The following is a 4,860-nucleotide window of genomic DNA, read 5'->3' on the forward strand; positions in this document are numbered from 1 at the left end:
GTGGAGCCGGCCACGGTGGTGGTGATCGGCGGCGGCGTGGTGGGGTTCAATGCGGCCAAGATGGCCTGCGGCCTGGGGGCCAAGGTCTACCTTTTGGATATGAACCTGGACCGGTTGCGCTACCTGAGCGATGTGATGCCGGCCAACTGCTTCACCCTGATGTCCAGTCCGGCAACAATTCGCGAGCTGGTCAAAAAGGCTGATGTGGTGATCGGGGCGGTGCTGATTCCCGGAGCCAAGGCGCCCAGGCTGGTGACCCGCGACATGCTCAAGACCATGAAGAAGGGCTCGGTGCTGGTGGACGTGGCCATTGACCAGGGAGGCTGCTTCGAAACCTCCAAGGCCACCACCCATGGAGATCCCACCTTTGTGATCGACGGCGTGGTGCACTACTGCGTGGCCAACATGCCCGGGGCAGTGGCCAAAACCTCGACGCTGGCGCTGACCAACGCCACATTACCGTATGCGCTGCAAATCGCCAACCAGGGCTGGAAAGGGGCTATGCAGGCCAACGAGGAGATCAAACTTGGCGCCAACGTCATCAACGGCAAGGTGACCTACAAGGCCGTGGCCCAAACCTTTGGGCTGGTCTATACGCCCGTCGGCAAATTGCTGAATTGAGTTGGAAGCTCAATAATGCAAGAGTTCTTCTGCTAATTTTTTTCGGAGGCGCTCTGCCCACGGAGATGCTTTAAATATTTTTTGAGGATCTATATTTTCAAGAATGGTGAATGAATGTGCACCTTTACTGTATATTCCTTTCTGAGTGGCACTAGTTGCAGATTTGAGTCCATTGAATATATCGTTTTTTGAGATCGCTTCAATATCGGATTGTTTCGGCAGGGCATTCCTATTAAAATTTTGTCCAAAAAAGTCTATCAGAGTTTCTTTGTCAGCTATAAACCATGCTTCCATGACCTCGACCATTAGGTGGGCCTGATGGTCTGACGCTCTATCCGGCTTATCCCAATCGTCCCTTTGTTTTAAGTGCGACCATGGTATGTCTTTGTATTGGATGTTAACTGAAGATTCTGCGTCAACCAACAGAAAAGCAATATCACCATTTGGGGAAGAATTAACCGCAGTCCGAAAATCATCGAATGCATTTTGTCGACTTCCACACGCAATGAACTTGGGCATATGTCCTTTGAATCCCGCTTTTTCAAAGAATTTTGAAAATGCTTTTCTACAGGCAGTTTTTAATTTTTTCTGATCTCCCCCGCCCTCTACATATATTTTTACTTGTCCCATGGCCTCTACCAGCGATTGCCGCCGATCTCCCCTTTTCTCCATAATTCTCCCAAAGAGTACTTTTTCAACCAGGCTTTCAGATCCTCGGATTTCAAGCGTTGCAAGCGAGTCCGCCCTTCCTGTTTTTCACATACGAGAACTGTTTCTGGGGTTTCTGTTAATTCATCTACCAAGGCTTCAGAATGTGTAGTCACAATCAACTGAGTACGGCTGGACGCTTCCTTTAAAAGGTTAGCAATAATCGGAATAATATCGGTATGGATACCTATTTCCGGCTCTTCAATGCATATCAACGGTGGCGGGGTGGGGTGGCACAGGATGGCGAGTAAGCATAGGAATCTCAATGTCCCGTCGGAAAGGCGCGTGGCAGGAATTGACAAATCTCCTTCTGTTAGAAATAATTGAACGCTCCCGCCTTCAATACTCACATCAAAATCTTCAATTCCTTCATAGAAGTCACCAAGTAAACTAATGATTTGGCGCTTTACTTTGGGATTTTTTTTAAAACTATTCAAAACCAAACCTAAATTACGGCAGTCCGGTTCAAGATAGTCATTGGGGGCATCTATATCCTGAGGTAAACTCAATAATGCCTGCCGCCCAAAAGTCCATTCTCTGTATATACGTATTTTTTTAAGTTGTTCTCCCAGCCAGGTCAATTCAGGATACTGATCAGGGTCTTTTCTCTGTGAAAGAATTGATTGTTCTGGATCTATAGTTACACGCTGTAGCGTTCGTTTTTGCTGCTTAATGTTTATCACAGGGTAATTATTTTCATATTTATAATAAAAATATGGTATTTCCTCTCCTGAGTTAGGTTCTGAATTTTCTATGATCTCATCGAAAACTTCAAATCTCTGATTAACGGCAGTAAAATGCATTGCGTAACGCAGTAATTTTCCATCCCGGATATAATCATCACATACCAAGTTTGTCTCTATTTTTGCTATTGGCTCAAATTCTCCTTTCCACAGCCAATCTTTGGCACCTCCGCCCTTCCGAATGGCTTGCTTTAAATCTGTTGGCATAGCTTGGAACAGGCTGATAATTTCTATCAGGTTAGACTTACCTGAACCATTAGGTCCGATTATCACGTTCAGTGGTTGCAGAGGAATGTTGTTGCCGTCTGGGCCGAATGAAAGTGTATTCTCTATGGACAATTCTTTTATAAATATTTTTCCCATAAATTTCCCCATTCGCTCATTTTAAATTTGAGAAAATTAATTGGCTCATGTTACGTTTCAGGGTCTTTTTAGGGGATGCTAAGCGTAACTACCTGAAATGTAAAACCAAATGGTTCGGTCTTGCAATATAAAGAACTACGGATATTATTTATCATTTCAAATAGATAGCGTTTATATCAAACATAAGACCCCGAAACCCAACATGAGCCTACTTCAAAATATACCGGTTAAACGATGATTGAACAAGAATGAATTTCAAAAGAAAGCTGATACCAAAAATTATTGAAGATTAACTTTACCGGCACTTGAAATCAAGGGAAATGAACTTTAACCTGCGTTGCAGATCTCACCATATTTAGAATTGCTGGAACACCGTTGCCTTTCTTGCCATTCACACTTGAATGGTGTATGACATTTTGCCATGGAGACCAGTGAAAAATACCGGGAACAGGCCCAGATGCTGGCCAACCGGGTAAAAAAAAGATTCAAGCACCTGCATAAGCAGTTCACAAAACAGAACCTGCATGTTTTCCGGCTGTATGACTGGGATATCCCGGAAATCAGGGCTGTGGTGGACTGGTATGCCGGACATCTTGTGGTGGCAGAATATGCCAGAAAACAGTCCGAGCCGGGCTGGCTGCCCCAGATGGGCAGGGCTGTGGCCCAGGCCCTTGATGTTCCGCAGGAAAACCTGCATCTTAAAATCCGGAAGGCAGGTATCAAGGACGGGACCCGGTACCAGAGGATTAATACGAAGAACAAAAAGATCCCCATGTGGGAACGGGATCTTCAATTCCTGGTCAACCCCAGCGACTATGTGGACACCGGTCTATTTTCCGACCACAGGGACACCCGGATGATGGTCAGACAGATGGCCCGGGGCAAGGATTTTTTAAATCTGTATTGTTACACAGGTGCCTTCACCTGTTATGCGGCAAAGGGCGGGGCAGCCTCCACCCTGTCCGTGGACCGGTCCGAAACCGCCATTGCCTGGGTCAAAGAGAATCTGGCCTTAAACAACTTATCCGCACCCTGCCACTCCCAGGTCCGGATGGATACTTTTGATTTCCTGAAAAAGGCCCTTCGGCTTAAACACAGATACGATCTGGCTGTGGTGGATCCACCCTCCTATTCCACCACGCGCATGGCCAACAGACACTTTGATATTGCCAAGGACTATCCTTTTCTGCTTAACCAGGTGTTCAAGCTCATGCGCCCGGGGAGCACGGTATTTTTTTCCACCAACCACCAGAATTTCTCCCTGGCTGAAAACAGGCTTGACGCCGCTGATATGAAAGAGATCACCCGGGAGACGATTCCCGAAGACTATCTTTCCAAGAAAAAACAGATCCACCGGTGCTGGCAAATCACTTGTCAGGGATAATAGCCAACCAAGGGGAATAGCCAACCAGGGGAATAAAACCGTTACACAAACCCCTTTTCACTGATCAGCAATAAAATCTGCTGAACCGCCTCATCCGGGGTCAGGTTTGAGGTGTCAATGGACAGCTCCGGGCTTGAAGGGTTCTCATATGGGTCATCCACCCCGGTAAAGCCTTTGAGCAGTCCTGCCTTGGCTTTGGCATACATGCCTTTGCGGTCCCTTTTTTCGCACACACTGATGGGGGTGGACACATGGATTTCAAAAAATCCGCCATGGGCCTCGATGGATGTACGGATTTTCGACCTTGTCCGCTCATAGGGGGCAATGGGGGCGCAGATGGCAATGCCTCTGTTCTTGGTGATCTCGGAAGCCACAAATCCGATGCGCCGGACATTGATATCACGGTGCTCCTTGGAAAAATTAAGCTCCGAAGACAGATTGCGCCGGACAATGTCGCCGTCCAAAAGGGTTACGGGCCGGGTGCCGATTTCCATAAATTTTGAATACAGCACATTGGCAATGGTGGATTTTCCGGCCCCGGAAAGCCCTGTGAGAAAAACGGTAAATCCCTGGATGGCAGGGGAGGGATAAGAACGGCGCAATTCGTTGATCACATCCGGGAAACTGGCCCATTCCGGTATGTGTTTTCCCTTTCTGACCCGGTCTCGGATATGCTCATTGGTAAAAGAGATGGTTTCCTGGCCTTCCTTCACCTCACTGGCCAGCTTAAACTCATCCTCAAAGGGCAGATAGACCATCTCTTCAAAAAATACCGGCTCAATACCGATTTCTTTCCCGGCCTGAAGGGTCAGTTCCCGGACCTGGGGGGTATCGTAGAATGGATTGCCGCTGCTGTCCGTTCCCGGGGTGGCATGGTTATGCCCGATGACAAAATGGGAACACCCGAAATTTTTTCCGATGATCATGTGAAGCACCGCATCCCTTGGGCCTGCCAGCCGGGTGGATAAAGACAGCAGATTAAGCATATAGGTGTCCGGGGGATAATGGGCTGCCACCTTCTGATAACAGCGCATCCGGGTA

The 4,860-nt window shown here is 47.6% G+C and carries 5 protein-coding genes; 2 read left to right on the forward strand and 3 right to left on the reverse strand.

Features of this window, described 5'->3' with window-relative positions:
- Positions 1-621, forward strand: a 621-nt coding sequence (locus AB7U36_RS18410; RefSeq protein WP_428161125.1) for an alanine dehydrogenase, incomplete at its 5' end; no start/stop codon positions are given.
- 9 nt (positions 622-630) lie between these two features.
- Here AB7U36_RS18410 and AB7U36_RS18415 read toward each other — a convergent pair.
- Both AB7U36_RS18415 and AB7U36_RS18420 read right to left on the reverse strand, forming a co-directional pair.
- On the reverse strand, positions 631-1,293 hold the full coding sequence (locus AB7U36_RS18415; RefSeq protein ID WP_428161126.1) for a DUF4276 family protein: 663 nt from the start codon (positions 1,291-1,293) through the stop codon (positions 631-633).
- Complete coding sequence (locus tag AB7U36_RS18420; protein ID WP_428161127.1) at positions 1,257-2,435, reverse strand: AAA family ATPase; 1,179 nt, start codon at positions 2,433-2,435, stop codon at positions 1,257-1,259. The genes AB7U36_RS18415 and AB7U36_RS18420 overlap by 37 nt, the downstream gene beginning before the upstream one ends.
- Before the next feature lie 421 nt (positions 2,436-2,856).
- Here AB7U36_RS18420 and AB7U36_RS18425 point away from each other — a divergent pair, with 421 nt between their 5' ends.
- Positions 2,857-3,819, forward strand: a complete 963-nt coding sequence (locus AB7U36_RS18425) for a class I SAM-dependent methyltransferase (protein WP_428161128.1) — start codon at positions 2,857-2,859, stop codon at positions 3,817-3,819.
- Positions 3,820-3,860: 41 nt separating this feature from the next.
- On the opposite strand, the gene cysC is transcribed toward AB7U36_RS18425, so the two are convergent.
- Positions 3,861-4,860 (reverse strand): adenylyl-sulfate kinase (gene cysC, locus AB7U36_RS18430; RefSeq protein WP_428161129.1); only part of this gene is annotated, 1,000 nt, incomplete at its 5' end.

It is taken from the genome of Desulfobacter sp., assembly GCF_050177295.1.

Coding starts and splice junctions, on each gene's coding strand:
- AB7U36_RS18420 (WP_428161127.1), bottom strand. CDS start 2,435: ATGGGAAAAATATTTATAAAAGAATTGTCCATAGAGAATACACTTTCA.
- AB7U36_RS18415 (WP_428161126.1), bottom strand. CDS start 1,293: ATGGAGAAAAGGGGAGATCGGCGGCAATCGCTGGTAGAGGCCATGGGA.
- AB7U36_RS18425 (WP_428161128.1), top strand. CDS start 2,857: ATGGAGACCAGTGAAAAATACCGGGAACAGGCCCAGATGCTGGCCAAC.